The organism is Bacteroidota bacterium, from assembly GCA_017303905.1.
In the GTDB taxonomy this organism is placed as follows: Bacteria; Bacteroidota; Bacteroidia; order B-17B0; family Aurantibacillaceae; genus JAHEYG01.
The window spans coordinates 394,453-410,533 of sequence record JAFLBH010000002.1 but is presented as its reverse complement, the minus strand read 5'-3'; the positions used below and the strand labels follow the sequence as shown (position 1 = coordinate 410,533).

Sequence of the window (16,081 nt, the reverse complement as noted above, 5' to 3'; positions counted from 1 at the left end):
TTTATAACACAAAGGTGTTATTCTTTTAAACGGATTGCATCGCCTGTAAGGGGGATATTTGAAAATACCCCAAAAGGGGTAGTGCCGGAAAAACGGGTTTAATCGAGAAGGTTATGTTCAATTGCAAATCGTGTCAATTCAACTTTGTTTTTAAGTCCAAGTTTACTGAGTATGTTTTTTCGGTGAGTGGTAATAGTAAGAGGGCTTAAGAAAACAATTTCGGCTATTTCTTTATCAGTTAATCCCTTTGCTATATATTTTAAGATTTCTTTTTCTCTTTTGGTGAGCAGATCATTAGGGTTTGAAGATTTTTCCGAGTAATTATTCATTAACCGTGAAGTTACCTCTGTGCTAAAGTATTTTTCTCCGGCAGCAACTTTTTTAATAGCTTCTATCAATTCGTGTTTATCAGTTGTTTTCAGAATATAACCGGAAGCGCCGGCATCAAGCATTTTCTTGATAAACAAAGTTTCATTGAGCATAGTTAATGCTATTATTTTAATATCTCTATGAAGTTTCTGTATTTCTTTAGTGGCTTCAATACCATCTTTACCGGGCATTTGTATGTCTGTTAAGATAATATCGGGTTTGTACTTTATAGCTTGTTCAATTAGTTGAGAACCATTTTCAGCATCAGCAACAACTTCCAATTCGTTTACCTCTTTTAATAAAGCTTTCATGCCATCAATAAAAACACGGTGATCATCGGCGATTATTATAGTAATTTTTTTCATTTATGCTGGAAATTCTGTGGTTATTGTAGTTCCCTTTCCGGGAGTAGAATCGATATTAATATTACCTTTTAACCATAACGATCGGGTAACAATGTTTTTTAATCCTCTACCGGTTTTATTTGTTTGGGGATTAAATCCTTTTCCGTCGTCTTCAATCATAATGGTAATGTGATCTTCTTGTCCGATAACCTGAATGCTTATTTCAGATGCTCCTGCGTGTTTGAGAATGTTGTTTACCGCTTCCTGTACAATTCTGTAAATATTAAACTGCGATTGTTTTTCTAAGTTAAACTTTTCCATATTGTGGATTTGAAGGTTTACCAGAACAGTACCTGAATTGTTTACCTTATTAGCAAGTTCCTCCAGCGCGGGAATTAATCCGCCTTCTTCTAAGGTATGCGGCATAAGATTAAAAGTTATATTTCTTATCTCGTCGGAAGCCTGGTTAAGAAGTGTTAATGAGTTCTGAACTTGCTTTTCCTGAGGTAATGTTTGCAGGTTTAATTTCGCTGTAGATAATAAATGACCTAAGCTGTCATGCAGATCCTCCGCTATCCGTTTTCTTTCCATTTCCTGTGTTTCCATCACTGCCACTGCCTGCTCTTTTTGCTGTTTGTTAAGTTGCTGCTGAAACTTATTCTTTTCCTTAAGTCGTTTGCGATTAAACAGCAAAAGCGATGAAATTAAACTGAGTGAAACAATTCCGCTAGCCGACCAGTAAATTAATCTTTCGCGCTTTATCTCTTCCTGTTTTATGGTATCTTTTATTTCCTGTTCACGTTTTGCGGCTTCTTCCTTTTTTTCAAATTCATAAGTCATTTCTTTACGTGTGAGCTCGTTGTTTTTTTCTTCATTAAAAATACTGTCTTTTAGCAACACAGCTTTTTTGTAATGTTCAAACGCAAGTTGGTGACGGTTAGTTTTGGAGTATAGTTCGGTAAGTAATTCTTCGACTTGTCTTTCAATGTTTATGTCGCCTATTTCTTTATCAAGCTTTAATGCTTCTAATAAATAAAATTCAGCTTCATTATATTTTTTTATATCAGTATATAACGAGCCTATATTGCCAAGCCGTATAGCCATTCCGCTTTTGTTGCCAAGTTCTTTGTCAATCTCTAAGGCTTTAAGATAATAGTCTAATGCCTTTTTATTCAAGTCTTCTTTTTCAGACGGGTTGGAGGCAATTTCAGCTTGATTATCGTATACAATACCAATGTTAGCCAACCAAATCGAAATTAAATTCTTTGCTCCAAGTTCTTCAGCAATGGCTAATGATTTAAAATAATAATCAAGAGATTTTTTATAAAGCTCAGATTTGTCTGTTACATTGGTGCTAAGTTCAGCCTGATCGGTATAAATGATTCCTATACTTCCCAGGTGAGTTGAGATTCCATGTTTATTTCCAATCTCCTCATCTATTTTCAATGTTTTATTGTAAAACTGAAGTGCTTTTTCAAAATCTCCCTGGTCGGCATACATTGTAGCAATGTTTCCCAAATGTCGGGCTATACCACTTTTGTTACCGAGTTGTTCGTTTATTTTTAACGCCCTTAAATAATATTCGAGCGCTTTCGGATAATCGCCTTGTCTATGATAAACTATTCCAATGTTACCGAGGTGTCGTTCAACACCGGTTTTGTTATTAATTGTTTCATCTATATTAAGTGCTTTTGCGTAGTATTCCAAGGCTACCGTGTAATCGGATTGATTCTGATATATTACACCAATTCTGCCCAAGCATTTTGCTATTCCTGATTTATTATTTAGTTCTTCTTCAATTTTTAAGGCTTCATTATAGTTTTGCAACGCTAAAGAGTACTCGCCTTTAGACCAATATCCTATACCCATGTTACCGTACGACTCGGCTTCTCTTTTTTTCAGAGCATGGTATCCCGTGTTTTTCGTTGATTTGTATAAATTACGGGTAAGGGTGATAGCTTCTTTTGCCAGATGAATAGTAGAATCGGGATTTAGAGTATAAATTAAAAACGCGAGTGAGTTTAAATGACTCACCTTGGTTGTATCAGGTTTATCAATTTTAAGCAATAAAACGAGTGAGTCAATCTGCCTATTTTGAGAGCTTAAGCAAAAAGTGAACACACATAATAAATATGTTAGTTTTTTTCTCAATGAAATATAATGGTAAGATACTAAATAAATTTACATTTCCTACTGGCAAAGGCACACATGCGCAATAAAATCACGCCATGTTTGAAGCGGGAAATGTTGGTAGTACCATACGTACGCTCGCGATATCGAATCGGAACTTCTACAATTTTTAAATTGAGCTTGTGCGCGCCAAATAGCAAATCAAAATCTCCAAAAGGATCAAACTCTCCAAAGTATTTACGGTTTTTAGTGAGTTTATTGTAATCGGTTCGGAACATTACTTTAGTGCCACATAAAGTATCTTTAAAACGTTGTTCCAATAACCAGGTAAAGGCCCAGCTAAAGAAATGATTACCCAGATAATTTAAAAAGCGCATGGCTTCTTTATCCATCGGATAAACTAATCGTGTTCCGTTAATAAAATCTCCTTTACCACTCGCGATGGCATTGTAAAATTTAGGAATGTCTTCGGGCGGTACAGTTAAGTCGGCATCCAGAATCATTAAAATATCTCCGGTCGCTATTTTATAGCCTTCACGCACCGCATCTGCTTTTCCTTTACCTTTTTGCTGACCGATTTTTATATCGTGAGTGGCCGCGTATTTCTTTTGAATCTCCTGAATTTTCTCCCAGGTATCGTCGGTACTGTTACCTTCAATGAAAATAATCTCTACATGCTTTCCGAATTTAGGTAAACGTGTAATCGCATTTTCAATGTTGCCGCTTTCATTGCGTGCCGGAATAACTACGGTTGTAGAATATTTTTGACTGTAAACGTTTTCATCATTCTCCGGTAATGGTTTAGCAAAACTGTAAATGTTTAAGCTAAAGAAACGGAAGAATGGAAATTTCGCTAAGTATTTATTTAATATAAAAGACAGAATAGGGAAGAAGACCGGGAAAATGAGTCGCTTTGAATTACGATACACATCAAATCCCGATACGAATAATAAATTATTAATATCGCGCGAATTTAACCAGTTCTGTAAAGGCGTTTTCTTTTTCAAACCAATCAACTCCGCAAATTTTATCACCGGTTCCCACAATGAATTGTAAAATTGTACAATCACTTTGGTGTTAGGGTGACAAACTTTTTTTACCTGTTCAAATACATTCTGAATATCGTCAACAAACCCAATGAGATTACTGATGATGACTAAGTCAAATTTTTCATTCAAGGTAATGTTATTGGCATCCATTACCATAAATTCAATAGTCTTATCGCTTTGTTTTTCTTTCGCCCAGGCAATCATTTCTTCACTGAAATCTATTCCCACTTTACGTTTGCCATCAATGCCTGCCAACAAATCACCGCTGCCGCAACCTATTTCCAATACACTGCTGTCTTCATGCGAGAAGTATTTGCTGTAATTGGTAATTTCTTTCCAGTAGTATGCGCTAATGCCGCGTTTTTTACGCGCCTTAGCCAATGTATCAAAATATGTTTTCTTGTCGCTCAACGTTTATTGCTTTTCTAATACAACCGTACAAAACAGTCCGATTTGACGGTTCAAAGGTGATAATAATTTTTCTAATCCTTTAAAAAATCCATACATAAAATAAGGCATCATGGCACTGCGGGATACTCCGCCACTCAAAACGTACATAAAGGGCGAATGGTACTTAATACTCACGATTTTTAATTTAGGAAAATCCTTCCTGAATTTCTCCAAATCTCGCTCGAAATAAATGTAAGGTAAGGCCTGATTTGAGTTACTTAATGGGTTACCGGGTTCAATTTCGCGCGGACCATCCTCCACAAAGGGTTCATGATGGAAGCGCTTATAAATAAATCTTCCCAATGCCGAATTAGCGGGTTCTACCATCACCACTTTTCCGCCTTTTACCAAAGTGCGTTCTGCTTCCTGTAAAAACAAATAGGGTTTAGGAATGTGATGAAAAACATTCAGCATCATAATGCAGCCCAATTCATTTTCACCGTAAGGCAATTGCTCGGCACTGAATACTTTATCTACTACCGGTAAATCCAATATGTCGGAGGTAATAACTTCAGGGAATTCTTCTTTCAGAAAACCGCCACCGGATCCAATTTCTAAATACTTTCCATTGTTTACCGATTTGGCAACGCTCATAAATTCTTTATACCAGTCTTGATATAAACGTTTCAAAAAGGGTTTATTCAGAATAATTTCACGATGCGCCAGGGTGGTGCGGGGGTCATCCAGACTAAAACCTATGTCGTATTTTTTAAACATTACGGTATACAAAAATATTAAAGTAATGTTCTTCGCCCAGAGGTTCCAGTTGTTGAACTTTCTCTAAGCTTAAAGGTTCTAATTTATCTTCTTTCAATAACTCAATATTGAAATTCATGTTTTTCAAAAAATTGTAATAATCGCTCACTGAACTTCCGGCTTTACGTAAACCATAAGGCCAAAATTCAGAAATCATTTTAATATGATGGTTAGCCTTCAATAATGTATGCATACCTTTCATCGCTTCCATTTCAAATCCTTGAATATCGATTTTGATGAAATCTACTTTTACATTCACATCAAAATAATCTTCCATGCTAATGGCATCAATTTCTATTTCCCGGTCGTATTCTTCCGGTTTATAAGTGCGGTGATCCACATTCAGGTTTTTTGATGTGTAGATTTTTATTTTTTCCGTTTTTGGTCCAACCGCTTTGTTATTGATAACAATATTAGTGAGTCCGGTCGTTTCAACCTTTAAGTGCTGGAAGTTGGTAGCATCCGGCTCAAAGCAATGAACCTTTCCGTTAGGTCCGGTAAGTTGAGAAAGGATTTTAGCGTAGAAACCAATGTTGGCACCAATATCCACAATGGTATCGCCGGGTTTAATGTGTTTTTTAAGCATGGCAATCTCAAACGCATCCTGTTTGTTTTTAAAAACAGAGTACATAGACTTATACAAAGGATATGCATTTTTGTATAAGAAATTTCCCAGTTTTATGCTAAATGAACCCGCCATAAAATAAAGCCTGAATTTACGGGATTTTTTTGATTTTTTAAGATAATAAACGGAGGTTATAAGAGGCTCTAATGATAATTGAATAAAAGATTGTTTACCTTTATTACTATGAAAAAGAATGTTTTTACTCTGATAATTGCGCTGTTTATTTCAATTTTTAGCAAAGCACAAGAACAGGTCGTTTCCCCCGAAATGCAATTCTTCACCGGTACTTTTCAGGAGGCCTTGGTGAAAGCGAAAGAGGAAAATAAATTGGTTTTTGTGGACGCATATGCAACTTGGTGTGGTCCGTGTAAAATGATGAAGAGTCAGACCTTCACCGATAAAAAAGTGATTGAGTTTTATAATAAGAATTTCATTAATGTAGCGATGGATATGGAAAAGGGTGAAGGATTAAAATATTCTGCTCCATGGGGCATCACACATTATCCAACCTTGCTGTATTTTAAACCGAGCGGTGAATTGATTCAAAACGCCGTGGGTTTTCATAACAGCTGGCAGTTTGTGGAGTTGGGAGAGAAAGTGGTGAAGGTGAAGTAAATCGAATTTGACCTTTAAAAGAAAGTAACATTATTTTATGAATTTAAATCACATTTTTAATACGGGGAAATCATACACTGAATATCGTCAACTAGTTGATGAACTCCTTTCACAAGGAAAAACAACCGGGAACAATCAGGATAAAATGTTGGTTGATTTTACTAAACTCAATATACAACGCATGAACCGAATTGACAAAACGGTTCAAATTCCTGAAGAATTAAAGCAACAATTAATAGACTTAGATATTTCTTATGATTTGTTGTTAATAGGAGATGCCTGGTGTGGTGATTGTGCTCAGATTATTCCGGTCATTCAGAAAATAGTAGAATCATCAGAAGGAAAACTTAATTATAAAATAATTTCACGTGATACTTTTCCCGATTTAATGGAAGCTTACTCAACCAATGGGGCTAAGTCGGTACCAAAGTTGTTAATCATGAAAAAAAATCACTTTGATGTAATTGCTACTTGGGGACCACGCCCAAAACCTGCTCAGGAAATCATGCTTCATTGGAAGGCAAATCAGGATACTATTTCATGGGAAGATTTTGAAAAGAATTTACACTTATGGTATGCCAAAGATAAAGGCTTAATCATAATGCATGAGATTACTAATCTACTTGTGGCTATTAAATCCAAAATGGAGGTCTGATTTTTTAAATCACTCATTTTTTCTACCATAAATAAGGTATCATAATTCTATACTAACAGCTTTTTGTTATTAAGCCTGCCGTTTATTAACCTGTTTGCGGTATTGTAACTGCTTTGTTTAAAACTGAATTTTGGTGTATATAAAACACCATGTGTAATTTTAAAATCATTAATAGTAATTCGTTTGGTTGTGTTGTGGTATGTAGTGGATGCGATCATCTTCATTTAGGGTTCGGTAATTTGCTTGTCGCATATAATGCGAAGGAATTTTTACGCTTTGTAAAAAAGGTTCAAAATACTTACGATAGTAATTATGCTGAAATGCTATTAAGCGGAGATAAAATTTATTTTAAAACTGAATGCGAAAACATGGTGATTGCCTTTAATACTGACGAATTAAAATCCCTCTATGAATTATTAACAGAAGCAGCATTGATGCTTCAAGTAAATTACTTGCTTTATGAGAACAACAAAAACTAAAGAGAAAAGTACAAAGGAAAAGAGTTTCGAAAAACTGAAAAACATGAAACGTGAATTAATAGCAATCAAATCGGATGCAGCTATGACAAGAGTTTTCGCGGCCTGTATTTCTTTTTCAGATTTCCTGAATAGTTCGGGAAATATTTAATTATTCAATTTCCCTTTCAGATATTTTCCGGTATGTGAATTCTTACAGTTCACTAAACCTTCCGGTGTGCCTTCAAAAACAACAGTACCGCCGTTTTCTCCGCCTTCCGGACCTAAATCTATAATCCAGTCGGCACACTTAATAACATCTAAATTATGTTCTATTACTACAATGCTGTGTCCTTTATTAATCAATGCTTCGAATGATTTTAAAAGCTTGGCTACATCATGAAAATGTAAACCTGTGGTTGGTTCATCAAACACAAAAAGAGTAGGAGAAGTGTTGTTTAAATAAATTAGGAAAGAAGCCAGTTTAATACGTTGTGCTTCTCCACCTGATAAAGTGCTGCTGCTTTGTCCGAGTTGAACATAACCCAATCCAACCCTCTCAAGCGCCTCCAGTTTTTCAATTATTTTTTGTGCGGTACGATTTTCTTTGTCCTGTCCGAAAAACTGAACAGCATCACTCACTGTCATGTTTAATACATCGGAAATGTTTTTTCCTTTGTAATTAATTTCTAAAGTTTCCGCCTTAAAACGTTGTCCTTTGCAGGTGTCGCATTGCAATTGTATGTCGGCCATAAATTGCATCTCAACTGTTATCAGACCTTCCCCTTCGCACACTTCGCAGCGTCCTCCATCTACATTAAATGAAAAGTGTGAAGGTTTGTATCCGCGTTGTTTAGCTAAACCCTGATCGGCAAATAGATTCCGTATGTCATCGTAAGCTTTTATATACGTTACAGGATTACTGCGCGATGATTTTCCGATGGGATTTTGATCAACAAACTCCAATTGTTTAATTTGTTTGAGACTTCCGCCAATTAAATGATCGTGACTCACATTTTCAAAAAAGCCCTCTAAGTAACGTTGTAAAGTTGGCACGAGCGCTTTTTTTACCAATGTAGATTTTCCGGAGCCGCTTACACCCGTTACACAGGTTAAAGCATTCAAAGGAAATTTAACGGTAACATTTTTCAAGTTATTGTCACTCACATTTCTGATTTCAATAAACTCTTTCCATTTACGGCGGTTAAATGGCGTTTCAATTTTGAGTTTATTGGTAAGATATTTTGCTGTGTAACTTTTACTGTCTTTGAGTAATTCTTTGTGTGTGCCTTGAAAAACTAAAGTTCCGCCTCCGCTGCCGGCTTCCGGACCAATATCAATGAGTTCATCGGCTGCGAGCATAATTTCTTCGTCATGTTCCACAATGATCACTGTGTTACCTTGTTGCTGAAGCGACTTTAATACTTTAATCAAGCGTTCGGTATCGCGTGAATGTAAACCAATGCTAGGCTCATCCAAAATGTATAAACTTCCAACTAAACTGCTGCCCAATGAAGTCGCTAAATTTATACGTTGACTTTCGCCACCGCTCAGCGTATTCGCAACACGATTTAATGTTAAGTAATCTAAGCCAACATCCGACAGATATTGTAAGCGATTGGTGATTTCTGTTAATAAACGTTTCGCGATTTTAGTATCGTGCTCATTCAATTTTAAATCTTTAAAGAATGGAAGCAAATCAGCCACCGGCATTAAAATTAAATCGGAAATATTTTTATCTGCAATTTTTACATAGTTCGCATCTTTGCGTAAGCGAGTGCCTCGGCAATCCGGACAGGTTGTTTTACCTCTGTAACGCGCTAACATAACGCGGTATTGAATTTTATAACTTTCTTTCTCCAGCATTTTGAAGAAATCGTTAATACCTTCAAAGTGTTCGTTGCCCTTCCATAATAAATCTAATTGTGCTTTCGTTAATTCGGCTACCGGTTTGTGTACAGGGAAATTAAATTTATGTGCGTTCTTTAGTAATTGTTTTTTGTAATAGCTCATGGTTTCTCCATTCCAACACGCAACAGCGCTGTCGTAAACGGATAAACTTTTATTGGGCATCACTAAATCCGGATCGATGCCAATGATGCTTCCAAAGCCTTCACAGGTTTTGCAGGCGCCAATCGGATTGTTGAAAGTAAAAAAGTTGACATCCGGTTCTTCGAATTTCATGCCATCTGCTTCGAAAAGGTTGGAGAATAAAAAGGATTCGTATTTATTTTCACTCTTCTCCACATAAACAAAACACTCACCGTTGCCTTCTGAGAAAGCTGTCTGAACACTATCCGCAACACGATTCAAAAAATCTTCATCATTATTACTTACAACTAATCGGTCGATAAGTAAAAACAAATCTTCTGTATTTTTAATTTTTTTAAAATCAGTATCCGCGATTTTTTGGATAGTATTATTCATGAATACACGGGTGAAGCCTTGCTGCGATAGAAGATCAATAGTTTGCGCAAGGGTTCTTCCTTTTGGTACATGAATTTTTGAAAGGATGAGTGTTTTGCTTTCGTTTTTTAGTCCGTTTATAAAATCAACTACATCACTAATGTTGTGTCGTTTAACTTGTTTCCCGCTAACAGGACTAAATGTTTTTCCAACACGGGCGAATAATAATTTAAAGTAATCGTAAATTTCTGTGATGGTTCCAACCGTACTTCTCGGATTTCTTGAAATTACTTTTTGTTCGATAGCAATAGCCGGAGAAATTCCTTTGATATAATCCACCTGAGGTTTTTCTAAGCGGCCTAAAAACTGACGCGCATAAGCGGATAAACTTTCAACATAACGACGTTGTCCTTCTGCATAAAGCGTATCAAAAGCAAGTGATGATTTGCCGGAACCGGATAAGCCGGTTATTACCACAAATTTATTTCGGGGTATGGCCACATCCATGTTTTTCAGGTTGTGCATGCGGGCTCCCTTAATAAGTATAAATTGTTTGGGATTGAGGGTGCTGAAGTCGGAAGAATTACTCATTGCCGTAAAATTACGCTTTGTTTGAGGCATGGAATAGTATTGTTATTAAGATTTAAAATATTGATAATTAACATGTTAATAATATCTATTTCCTTTTTCGCTTCAATCTTTGAAAATAATCGTTTACTCATTCATATCTACAATTCACTCAAAGCCGAATGTAAAGTTTTTGTATTTAACAGTTAAGTTCTATATTTGTTTTAATAACCACTTAAAAACGTTGCCATAGAATAGACATTTACACCCTATACTTTACTTATTTAAAAAGGGATAATTATGTCAATTCAACGTTTAGAAGATAACGAGCTTGTACAGCTTTACATCAACGGCAACGAAGAATCACTAGCAGTTTTATTGCACCGTCACAAGCGCAGGATTTTTTCTTCGATTTTATTAGTAGTGCGCGACAAAGCTTTGGCGGAAGATTTGTTTCAGGATACATTTTTTAAAGTGATACAAACTTTAAAACGAAATCAATATTCGGAAGAAGGAAAATTCTTACCATGGGTATTACGCATTGCGCGCAATTTGATCATTGATCATTTCCGTAAGAACAAAAAACTACCTACGGTTCCGGTGTATGTGAACGAAGATGGAGAAGAAGTAGATGTGTTTGCTACAATTCCGAGTGATGATGACGGATTTAAATCGAATGAAGAATTTATCGGCTTTAAACGCAAAATACGCACCATGGTAAATAATTTACCGGATGAACAAAAGGAAGTGGTGATTATGCGTATGTATTATGATATGAGCTTTAAGGAAATTGCAGATTTCTGTAATGTAAGTATCAATACTTCATTAGGACGTATGCGTTATGCCTTAATTAATTTGAAAAAAATGATAGAAGAGAGCAAGAGCGAAGTGTTTATTTAGTTTTAATTGAGTTCTTGAATAATAAAAAATCCGGGTTGTGTGTCCCGGATTTTTTGTTTTTATAGTAACTTTGGTTTAAGAATTCATTATATACTTGATGGGGAAATTTATATGGATATTTATTTGTTTATTTTTTTCTTTTATTACAAAAGCTCAAAATGATATTTCGGCTTGTGAATTTGATTTAGCTTTTATGGAAGAAGTTATACCAGATAAGGAAATAACAAATTTAAATTTCAAAGAGGATATTAAAGGTAGAAAAATCAAGTCAATAAAAATCGATTCTTTTAGAAAATACAAGTTGGACAGTATTTATTCTGTAGACAGACCTTATTTCGATTTTCTTATTAAAGAACCTTTAGCGCTTCATCATATGGATTATTCCTTTACTAGGGTTTTCAGATATAATGATCTTGGTTACTGTACCTACTATGGAATTTATCCAATGACGAAATTATTTACTAAAGAAGATAGTATTAATTATAATCAAAACTTTAGGATTGAATTTATAGTAAAAGGTGATACCCATATAGTTAGTGAGTTGTACAAAAACAGCATTAATACAAAGAGAGCTTATATTAAAGGCAGAATAATGTATTTTATCAATAATGAAGACTGTCTTGTTATGAAAAATGCTTTGAACGATTCAATGCTTATTGATGAAAAACAAGTTTTGTATAAATATATATACAAGGGAGATAAGCTAAATAAAGTGTTTAGAAATGGACTTTTATATAAGGAAATAACCTACCCAAATTCAACTACTATAAAAGTTAAATGCAATTATGATTTTGGGTTTAAAGATAGTATTGAAGCAGAAAGTATAACAAAATTCAAGAATGGTAAGATTATTTCAGTTAATTTTTACTACACTCAAAATCATAAGGATTTGAGATCATGGATTATAAATTATGATGAATTTGGATATTGTACAAATATAAATAGGGTAAATAAGTATTTTGACTCATCAGATGAGGAAATCATCAGATTTAAGAATACGTACAAGAATAGTAAGCTTATTGTAAGTGAACCTAAATCTTATTATCCTGGTTACGGTGAATCAACGAAAAATACATTTTACGAAAATGGATTACTTAAGTCAAGAGAAAGTGAGTTGGGAATAGATACTTATGAGTATACTTTTTATGACTAAATAACTTTCTCCATCAAATAATGCTGAATAATTCCCCATAGCAGAAATGATTTTTCTTTGATAGTATAACCGCAGCTTTTGTAAAAATTCACAGCATTTTCACGGGCTTGCAATTCAATGGATTTTAATTTCAAATCGTGTCCGCGCTTTTCCAAATGCTGCACAATTAATTTTCCTAATCCTTTTCCCTGGTAATCGTCGCTCACCGCCATAAAGCGTATCTGCCCGATTTTATTTTCATTTTCCTGTAATCGTCCGCATGCAATAACTTCACCCTTGTTATCTTCGATGTAAGCATTGATGCATTTTTCTTCAATCGTGTCGGTAGCGGTATCGATGGGTTGATTCCATGGTGCGCGCAACACTTTATAGCGCAATTGTAAAATGCGTTCTACTTCCTGTGGATTCTGAGCTTCTTTAACAGTAAACATTAATCTAAAAATTTAAAGGCGATGGATTGTACCACTGTTTTTGAGTTGCCATTATCATTGAAATGCTTCAGCATGTTTTGTGCTTCCGGTAATTCAAAAACTTCTTTTAGGTTTCTGATTTTACCTATTGGTACATCATGCTGCAAACAATAATTGTAAATAGTCTCGAATGATTTCGTTTCTATTTTCAATTTCAGTAATTCAAATAATTCGGAACGATTAATCACACGGTTTTGATTGGTACTGAATTTCTCTTGCTCAGATAAATGAGTTAATTCGCATAACTCACAGAGTTGTTTAAATTGTTTATCACTTCCAATGGCAAATGTGATTAAATGATTATCGGAGGTTTTAAATATTTCTCCGTATGGTGCAATATTTGGATGCAAAGAGCCACTCGCTTGCGGCAAATGATGTGCGATCAACCAATTGGTAGCTTGATTAACTAAGGAGGCTAATGCACTATCGAATAGTGAAACAGAGATGTGCGAACCTTTTCCGGTTTGTTCACGCTTTAATAATGCAATCAGTATAGCTTCCTTCATTTGATGTCCTGCTAAAACATCAATGAGAGCAACCGGCATTTTTACAGGTAATGTATTTTTCTCACCGTTCATCTGCATAAATCCGCTCTCGGCTTGTAAAATTAAATCGTAAGCGGTTCTTGAACTTTCATGTCCAAATCCATTGACAGAAGCGTAAATGAGTTTAGGGTTTATAGTTTTGAGATGGGAGTAGGCGACTTTTAATTTTTCATCATCACCTTTTTTGTAATTGGTAATTACAATATCTGCCTCCTTAATAAGCGCGTATAATTTATTTAACTCTTCTTGTTGTGTAATATCTAAGAATAAAACTTCTTTCCCTGTATTTACACTCCAGTAATAAGCACCTGGTGCATTTCCTTTTTCTTCGGCTGAAATTTTCCAAGTACGGGTAACATCACCTTGCGTTTTTTTATTTTCAACCTTTATGACTTTTGCACCCAACTCACTGAAAAAAACACCAACGCTTGGTCCGGCAAGCACACCGGCTAATTCAATTACCTTTAAGTTGGAAAAGATGTTATTCATGTAGAATCGTCATTGCGAGGGAGGTACGACCGAAGCAATCCCTACTTATGGCTAAATTAAGAATTTATTTTTAAACGGGCGACCCGTCATTGCGAGGAGGTACGACCGAAGCAATCCTTTATTTGAAGTTATTCTATTAAGGATTGCTTCGCTAGCGCTCGCAATGACGAAATTAAACATCATAGCGTTATTTAATCTTCATAACCTAAATCATAAGATAAATCTCTCCAATCAGGATTCATTGAATTTATAAGAATTTCCTTTTTTGCTCTGCTACCACCTTTTATTTGTTTTTCCCTTGCAATAGCTTCTTCAATCCTGTTAAAGCCTTCATAATACACTAACTTATATAAATTATATCTGTTTGAAAAACTATATTTGAATTTTCCTGTTCTGTGTTCATAGAGTCTTTTCAGTAAATCTGATGTTACACCGGTATAAATAGTGGTGTTATTCTTATTAGTCAACATATATACGGCACCGCCTCTTTTCATTTCATTTTAATTTGAGATTGCTTCGCTAGCGCTCGCAATGACGAATTGATTAATACTGAGCCAATACGGGTTTATTATTTAAAATGCTTTCAATTTTTTCCATCACTTCATTGGTTAATAACGGAAGCACTTCTAATGACGTTAAAGTTTCTTTTAATTGTTCAACACGACTTGCACCTAGAATAGTTGTACTTACATGCGGGTTTTTTACTGTCCAGGCAATTCCTAATTTAGGTAATGTAGTTCCGATGGATTTAGCTAATTCATTGAGCTTTTTTACTTTCTCTAAACGCGTTGCATCGCCCAATGTTCTTTCCTTCAGCCATTCCATACCATCTATGTCTAATCGCGTTTTTTCATTCGACATATTGATGTATTTCTCGGTAAGCAATCCGCTGGATAACGGACTCCAAATGGTAGTTCCCAAGCCGTAATCGCGGAACAACAGTAAATAATCTTTTTCCATTTTGGTACGTTCAAACATGTTGTATTGCGGCTGCTCCATGGTTGGTCCGATTATTTTAAAATCCTTGGCTACAGCAATGGCCGCCATGATTTCATCATTCGCCCATTCGCTGGTTCCCCAATATAAAATTTTGCCTTGCTGAATCAGCGTATTCATGGCCAAAACAGTTTCTTCAATGGGTGTGTTTTTATCGGGGCGGTGACAATAGAACAAATCAATATAATCAACCTGTAAGCGTTTTAAAGCTGCGTGACAGCCTTCTATCACATGTTTGCGAGATAAACCAACCTGATTAGGCAATTTGTCTTCATATCCAAAAAACACTTTACTGGAAACGCAATAAGAACTGCGTGCCCAGTTTTTGGATTTTAAAATTTTACCCATTACTAATTCTGATTTACCCGCCGCATAAATTTCAGCGTTATCAAAAAAGTTAACACCGGCATCATAAGCAGTGCTTAATAAAGCATCAGCTGTTTTATCATCAATTTGTTTTCCGAAAGTAATCCAGGTACCAAAGCTGAGTGCGCTTACCTGTAAGCCTGATTTTCCTAGTCTTCTGTATTCCATAGCAAAATTTATACCTTTAAAGGTATTGGTATTTTACTTAAAAAGAAAGGAGAGGGGCGTGTGAATCAGCCTTTAATTTGATTAGAAACCAGTAGAATAGGATGCTTTAAGATTTTTTGCAACATTTCGCCTTGTTCATAGGCGTCTTCATCTTCCGGATCATACTTCCAAACTATTTTGATCATTGACTTCTCAATACCTATTTCAATGGTTCTTTTAAGAAACTTAAGTATGTGTGTAGTGCTCGATGTATTAATGTACTCTAAATCGATCAGCAGATTAACGCTATCGGATGGATTATTAGTAAAATCTTCTAGCCATAACATCAAAGGGTGAAAAAAGGCGTTGGCATCTTCCGGTATGCAACATCCAATAAAATTAAGATCACCATTTTTTAGGAAGGTAATTTCCGGTGTTTTCTTTGTTTTTTCGATGTAAAGATTAGCCATTTTTATCTGGCTGCAAATAACTGTATTCATAATTTTCAATCAATACTCAAAGATGAGTAAAGTAGATGAATACAAGGCGGATTTCATCATTAAGAAATGATTAAATACCCTGCGGATGGTATTG

The 16,081-nt window shown here is 35.3% G+C and carries 17 protein-coding genes; 6 read left to right on the top strand and 11 right to left on the bottom strand.

What is annotated here, in order from left to right; translation table 11 throughout:
• Nucleotides 1-98: 98 nt before the first annotated feature.
• The 5 genes from J0L69_09510 to J0L69_09490 all read right to left on the bottom strand — a co-directional run bounded on the left by J0L69_09510 (nucleotide 99) and on the right by J0L69_09490 (nucleotide 5,798).
• Nucleotides 99-734 (bottom strand): response regulator transcription factor, encoded by a 636-nt coding sequence (locus J0L69_09510; GenBank protein MBN8693424.1) that lies wholly within the window; start codon nucleotides 732-734, stop codon nucleotides 99-101.
• Nucleotides 735-2,780 (bottom strand): tetratricopeptide repeat protein, encoded by a 2,046-nt coding sequence (locus tag J0L69_09505; protein MBN8693423.1) that lies wholly within the window; start codon nucleotides 2,778-2,780, stop codon nucleotides 735-737.
• 104 nt (nucleotides 2,781-2,884) lie between these two features.
• On the bottom strand, nucleotides 2,885-4,303 hold the full coding sequence (locus tag J0L69_09500; GenBank protein MBN8693422.1) for a glycosyltransferase: 1,419 nt from the start codon (nucleotides 4,301-4,303) through the stop codon (nucleotides 2,885-2,887).
• A gap of 3 nt (nucleotides 4,304-4,306) precedes the next feature.
• Nucleotides 4,307-5,059, bottom strand: a complete 753-nt coding sequence (locus J0L69_09495; protein MBN8693421.1) for a class I SAM-dependent methyltransferase — start codon at nucleotides 5,057-5,059, stop codon at nucleotides 4,307-4,309.
• Nucleotides 5,052-5,798, bottom strand: coding sequence for an FkbM family methyltransferase (locus J0L69_09490; GenBank protein ID MBN8693420.1), 747 nt, complete (start codon nucleotides 5,796-5,798; stop codon nucleotides 5,052-5,054). Before J0L69_09490 ends, J0L69_09495 begins: the two co-directional genes overlap by 8 nt.
• Before the next feature lie 108 nt (nucleotides 5,799-5,906).
• On the opposite strand from J0L69_09490, the gene J0L69_09485 reads away from it, so the two are divergent.
• From J0L69_09485 to J0L69_09470, 4 genes are all read left to right on the top strand, one after another.
• Nucleotides 5,907-6,338 carry a thioredoxin family protein gene (locus J0L69_09485; GenBank protein MBN8693419.1) on the top strand — a complete coding sequence of 144 codons (432 nt, stop codon included), beginning with the start codon at nucleotides 5,907-5,909 and terminating at the stop codon, nucleotides 6,336-6,338.
• A 37-nt stretch (nucleotides 6,339-6,375) separates the two neighbouring features.
• Entirely contained in the window at nucleotides 6,376-6,993 is a 618-nt protein-coding gene (locus tag J0L69_09480; protein MBN8693418.1) for a thioredoxin family protein, read from the top strand.
• 149 nt (nucleotides 6,994-7,142) lie between these two features.
• Nucleotides 7,143-7,472, top strand: a complete 330-nt coding sequence (locus J0L69_09475) for a hypothetical protein (GenBank protein MBN8693417.1) — start codon at nucleotides 7,143-7,145, stop codon at nucleotides 7,470-7,472.
• A complete protein-coding gene (locus tag J0L69_09470) occupies nucleotides 7,453-7,620 on the top strand; it encodes a hypothetical protein (protein ID MBN8693416.1) in 168 nt (55 codons plus the stop codon). Before J0L69_09475 ends, J0L69_09470 begins: the two co-directional genes overlap by 20 nt.
• On the opposite strand, the gene uvrA is transcribed toward J0L69_09470, so the two are convergent.
• Nucleotides 7,617-10,445, bottom strand: a complete 2,829-nt coding sequence (gene uvrA, locus J0L69_09465) for an excinuclease ABC subunit UvrA (GenBank protein MBN8693415.1) — start codon at nucleotides 10,443-10,445, stop codon at nucleotides 7,617-7,619. The genes J0L69_09470 and uvrA overlap by 4 nt on opposite strands.
• A gap of 276 nt (nucleotides 10,446-10,721) precedes the next feature.
• On the opposite strand from uvrA, the gene J0L69_09460 reads away from it, so the two are divergent.
• Together J0L69_09460 and J0L69_09455 are read left to right on the top strand one after the other, a co-directional pair.
• Nucleotides 10,722-11,321 carry a sigma-70 family RNA polymerase sigma factor gene (locus J0L69_09460; protein MBN8693414.1) on the top strand — a complete coding sequence of 200 codons (600 nt, stop codon included), beginning with the start codon at nucleotides 10,722-10,724 and terminating at the stop codon, nucleotides 11,319-11,321.
• A gap of 97 nt (nucleotides 11,322-11,418) precedes the next feature.
• Nucleotides 11,419-12,474, top strand: a complete 1,056-nt coding sequence (locus J0L69_09455) for a hypothetical protein (protein MBN8693413.1) — start codon at nucleotides 11,419-11,421, stop codon at nucleotides 12,472-12,474.
• On the opposite strand, the gene J0L69_09450 is transcribed toward J0L69_09455, so the two are convergent.
• From J0L69_09450 to J0L69_09430, 5 genes are all read right to left on the bottom strand, one after another.
• Nucleotides 12,471-12,905 carry a GNAT family N-acetyltransferase gene (locus tag J0L69_09450; protein ID MBN8693412.1) on the bottom strand — a complete coding sequence of 145 codons (435 nt, stop codon included), beginning with the start codon at nucleotides 12,903-12,905 and terminating at the stop codon, nucleotides 12,471-12,473. The genes J0L69_09455 and J0L69_09450 overlap by 4 nt on opposite strands.
• Nucleotides 12,905-13,978 carry a CoA transferase gene (locus J0L69_09445; GenBank protein ID MBN8693411.1) on the bottom strand — a complete coding sequence of 358 codons (1,074 nt, stop codon included), beginning with the start codon at nucleotides 13,976-13,978 and terminating at the stop codon, nucleotides 12,905-12,907. The genes J0L69_09450 and J0L69_09445 overlap by 1 nt, the downstream gene beginning before the upstream one ends.
• Nucleotides 13,979-14,169: 191 nt before the next feature.
• A complete protein-coding gene (locus tag J0L69_09440) occupies nucleotides 14,170-14,472 on the bottom strand; it encodes a GIY-YIG nuclease family protein (GenBank protein ID MBN8693410.1) in 303 nt (100 codons plus the stop codon).
• Between the two features lie 49 nt (nucleotides 14,473-14,521).
• Entirely contained in the window at nucleotides 14,522-15,508 is a 987-nt protein-coding gene (locus J0L69_09435; protein MBN8693409.1) for an aldo/keto reductase, read from the bottom strand.
• A 65-nt stretch (nucleotides 15,509-15,573) separates the two neighbouring features.
• On the bottom strand, nucleotides 15,574-15,987 hold the full coding sequence (locus tag J0L69_09430) for a DUF1987 domain-containing protein (GenBank protein MBN8693408.1): 414 nt from the start codon (nucleotides 15,985-15,987) through the stop codon (nucleotides 15,574-15,576).
• Nucleotides 15,988-16,081 lie beyond the last annotated feature (94 nt).

What these genes read in the sequence shown, in the direction of transcription:
- J0L69_09510 (MBN8693424.1), bottom strand. Translation starts at nt 734, where the DNA reads ATGAAAAAAATTACTATAATAATCGCCGATGATCACCGTGTTTTTATT.
- J0L69_09495 (MBN8693421.1), bottom strand. Translation starts at nt 5,059, where the DNA reads ATGTTTAAAAAATACGACATAGGTTTTAGTCTGGATGACCCCCGCACC.
- J0L69_09490 (MBN8693420.1), bottom strand. Translation starts at nt 5,798, where the DNA reads ATGGCGGGTTCATTTAGCATAAAACTGGGAAATTTCTTATACAAAAAT.
- J0L69_09485 (MBN8693419.1), top strand. Translation starts at nt 5,907, where the DNA reads ATGAAAAAGAATGTTTTTACTCTGATAATTGCGCTGTTTATTTCAATT.
- J0L69_09480 (MBN8693418.1), top strand. Translation starts at nt 6,376, where the DNA reads ATGAATTTAAATCACATTTTTAATACGGGGAAATCATACACTGAATAT.
- J0L69_09475 (MBN8693417.1), top strand. Translation starts at nt 7,143, where the DNA reads ATGTGTAATTTTAAAATCATTAATAGTAATTCGTTTGGTTGTGTTGTG.
- J0L69_09470 (MBN8693416.1), top strand. Translation starts at nt 7,453, where the DNA reads ATGAGAACAACAAAAACTAAAGAGAAAAGTACAAAGGAAAAGAGTTTC.
- uvrA (MBN8693415.1), bottom strand. Translation starts at nt 10,445, where the DNA reads ATGAGTAATTCTTCCGACTTCAGCACCCTCAATCCCAAACAATTTATA.
- J0L69_09460 (MBN8693414.1), top strand. Translation starts at nt 10,722, where the DNA reads ATGTCAATTCAACGTTTAGAAGATAACGAGCTTGTACAGCTTTACATC.
- J0L69_09455 (MBN8693413.1), top strand. Translation starts at nt 11,419, where the DNA reads ATGGGGAAATTTATATGGATATTTATTTGTTTATTTTTTTCTTTTATT.
- J0L69_09450 (MBN8693412.1), bottom strand. Translation starts at nt 12,905, where the DNA reads ATGTTTACTGTTAAAGAAGCTCAGAATCCACAGGAAGTAGAACGCATT.
- J0L69_09445 (MBN8693411.1), bottom strand. Translation starts at nt 13,978, where the DNA reads ATGAATAACATCTTTTCCAACTTAAAGGTAATTGAATTAGCCGGTGTG.
- J0L69_09440 (MBN8693410.1), bottom strand. Translation starts at nt 14,472, where the DNA reads ATGAAAAGAGGCGGTGCCGTATATATGTTGACTAATAAGAATAACACC.
- J0L69_09435 (MBN8693409.1), bottom strand. Translation starts at nt 15,508, where the DNA reads ATGGAATACAGAAGACTAGGAAAATCAGGCTTACAGGTAAGCGCACTC.
- J0L69_09430 (MBN8693408.1), bottom strand. Translation starts at nt 15,987, where the DNA reads ATGAATACAGTTATTTGCAGCCAGATAAAAATGGCTAATCTTTACATC.